General features: G+C 72.3%; 2 protein-coding genes. One reads left to right on the top strand and one right to left on the bottom strand.

Going from position 1 to position 2,441, the window contains the following annotated elements; genetic code table 11:
* A partial coding sequence (locus tag G6048_RS47790; protein WP_328829135.1) for a glycosyltransferase family 39 protein occupies nt 1-1,424 on the top strand: 1,424 nt, incomplete at its 5' end.
* 7 nt (nt 1,425-1,431) lie between these two features.
* On the opposite strand, the gene G6048_RS47785 is transcribed toward G6048_RS47790, so the two are convergent.
* Nucleotides 1,432-2,289, bottom strand: coding sequence for a class I SAM-dependent methyltransferase (locus G6048_RS47785; protein WP_165345852.1), 858 nt, complete (start codon nt 2,287-2,289; stop codon nt 1,432-1,434).
* Nucleotides 2,290-2,441: the final 152 nt, after the last annotated feature.

Raw genomic sequence — 2,441 nt, 5'->3', positions numbered from 1 at the left:
GCCCACCCCTCGCCACGACCGCACCCCCGGCCACCGTTCCCACCGCTCCTCTCCTCCTGCCCGTCCTCTTGTCCCTGGCCCTGGGCCTGGGCCTGTGGGGCCTCCGTCGGCACGGCTCGCTGTGGCGGGACGAGGTCGTCACGTACGACATGGCGCATCGGAACCTGCCCGACCTGTGGGGCACGCTCGGCAATGTGGACGCGGTGCACGGGCTGTACTACCTCCTCATGCACGCCCTGTACACCGTCTTCGACGACACGGACCCGCTCCTGGTCATGCGGCTGCCTTCGGTCCTCGCCACGGCGGCGGCCACCGCGGGCGTGGTCCTCCTCGGCCGCCGTCTCGCGAGCCCCGGCGCGGGCCTGCTCGCGGGCTTCGCCTTCGCGCTGCTGCCACTCGTCCAGCAGCACGCTCAGGAGGGCCGCTCGTACGCGCTGGTGTGCGCACTCGTCGTCTGGGCCACGTATCTGCTGGTATGGGCCGTGGCCACACGCACCACCACCCTCTGGTGCGGCTACGGCACGCTGTTGCTCGCGGCCGGTCTGCTGCACGAGTTCGCGGTCCTCGCGCTGGCCGCACACGCCCTCGCCGTCCCCCGCGCGACCCGCCGCCGCTGGGCCCTCACGGCCGCTCCCGTGGTCGTCGGTCTCGCACCGCTCGCCGTGCTGAGCACGCGCCAGTCGGAGCAGGTGGGGTGGATCGGCTACGACATCGTCGCGTACGTGACGTTCGCGGGCCTGACCGCCCTGGCCCTGGCCTGCGCGCGGGTCCTCCCCCGCAGCTCCGGACCGCGGACAGTGGATCTCAGCACCCTCGCCCTGTGCCTCTTCATCACACCGACGGCCCTGCTCCTCCTCATGTCCGTGCTCCAGCCGCTGTACGTGGACCGCTACGTGCTCTACGGCGATGCGGGCCTAGCCCTGCTGATCGGCGCCGCCATGCACCGGCTCGGCCGCAGACGCTGGATACGGATCGCGGCGGCGGCGACCGTCCTCGCGCTGATCCCGACCACGCTGGACCTTCGCGACAGCGCCAGCCGCGTCGACAACGTCACGTCCATCGCCGGGACCATCGAGCAACTGGGCGAGCCGGGCCACGGCGTGCTCTACATGCCGCTGCGCCGCCGCGTCTGGTCGCTGCCGTATCCGAACGCCGTCAGCGGGCTCCGCGACCTCGCACTGGACCAGAGCCCGGTCGCCTCACGAACCCTGTACGGCACGGAGGTCCCCGCCCCCGTCATCCGCTCCCGCATGCTGGAGACGCCCCGGATCGTCGCCGTACGCGACCCCGCAGGTCAGCCGGAGGACGCGATCGCGCAAGAAGCGGTGAAGCGGGAGGTCCTGGTCGCGCACTTCGAGGAGTGCCGCACGCGCGAGGTGCGGGGCGCCCGGGTCACGGTGTTCGCGCGGCCGGGCGACTGCTGAGGCGGGGCTATGCGGGCTTCACGCCGACGTGCGCCGTCAGGGCCGCCAGCACGAAAACGTCCGGGCGGTGGTGGACGCTCGCCTTGTCGTCCGGGTCCAGAAGCCGGTCGAGGGTGGCCAGGTCGTCGGCGTCGAGGCCGTCGGCCAGGCCCTCCCGGCGGTGGGTGAGGGTGGTGACGACCCAGGCGCGGGCCTCGTCGGAGACGGGGGCGGGCAGGTCGAGCAGGAAGGTACGGGACGCGGCGTGCCGGAGCCCTGCGGCGGTCAGCAGGGCAGGCCAGTCCTCGGTCTCCTCCACCGAGCCGGGCAGTTCGGCCCGCATCTTGCTGAACCAGTCCTCCTGCACCGCGTCGATACGGGACTGCAGGCCCGGGCCCCCGATGCCGATGTCGCGCGGCAGGTAGCGCGAGGGCAGGCCGCCCTCCAGCAGGGCGAGGGCACCGCCGGGCGCGAGCCGACGGGCGAATTCGGTGAGGGCGGCCCGCTGGTCGCCGACGTGATGCAGGGCCCTGCTGGACCACAGGAGATCGGCGGGATACTCCAACTCGCCGATTCCGTCGGCCAGTTCAGCCTCCAGCGTGCTGAACCGATCGGCGATCCCGCGCTCGGCCGCACGCGACCGGGCGGCTTCTAGGAGGGGCGTGGCCCCGTCCACGGCGACGACCCGCGCCTGCGGGTACGTGTCCGCCAGGAGGCAGGAGATGACACCGGGCCCGCTGCCCACGTCCGCGATCAGCTCGGGCTCGGGTTGCCATTCCCGCAACCAGCCCGCCGCCTGCCGGTACACCGGAGCGAACAGCTCGGCCTCCTGCACCAGCATCGGCAGCCACTCAGCGAAGTCGATCTCTGTGTGATCGTGCGCCATGATTCCTGACCTCTCGTTCGGCTTGCTTCCAGGGTGCGGCGCGAATCCCTGAAACGGCTACCTTCCTTGCCGAACCAGCAAACAGTTCCCCAATCCCGCCCCTTCCCGAAACGGGGGGGGCTACGCCCCCAGGCCCCCGCCCGGGGTGGGGG

Source organism: Streptomyces ureilyticus, assembly GCF_011045025.1.
Taxonomy (GTDB): domain Bacteria; phylum Actinomycetota; class Actinomycetes; order Streptomycetales; family Streptomycetaceae; genus Streptomyces; species Streptomyces ureilyticus.
This window is presented reverse-complemented; position numbering and strand designations above follow the sequence as displayed.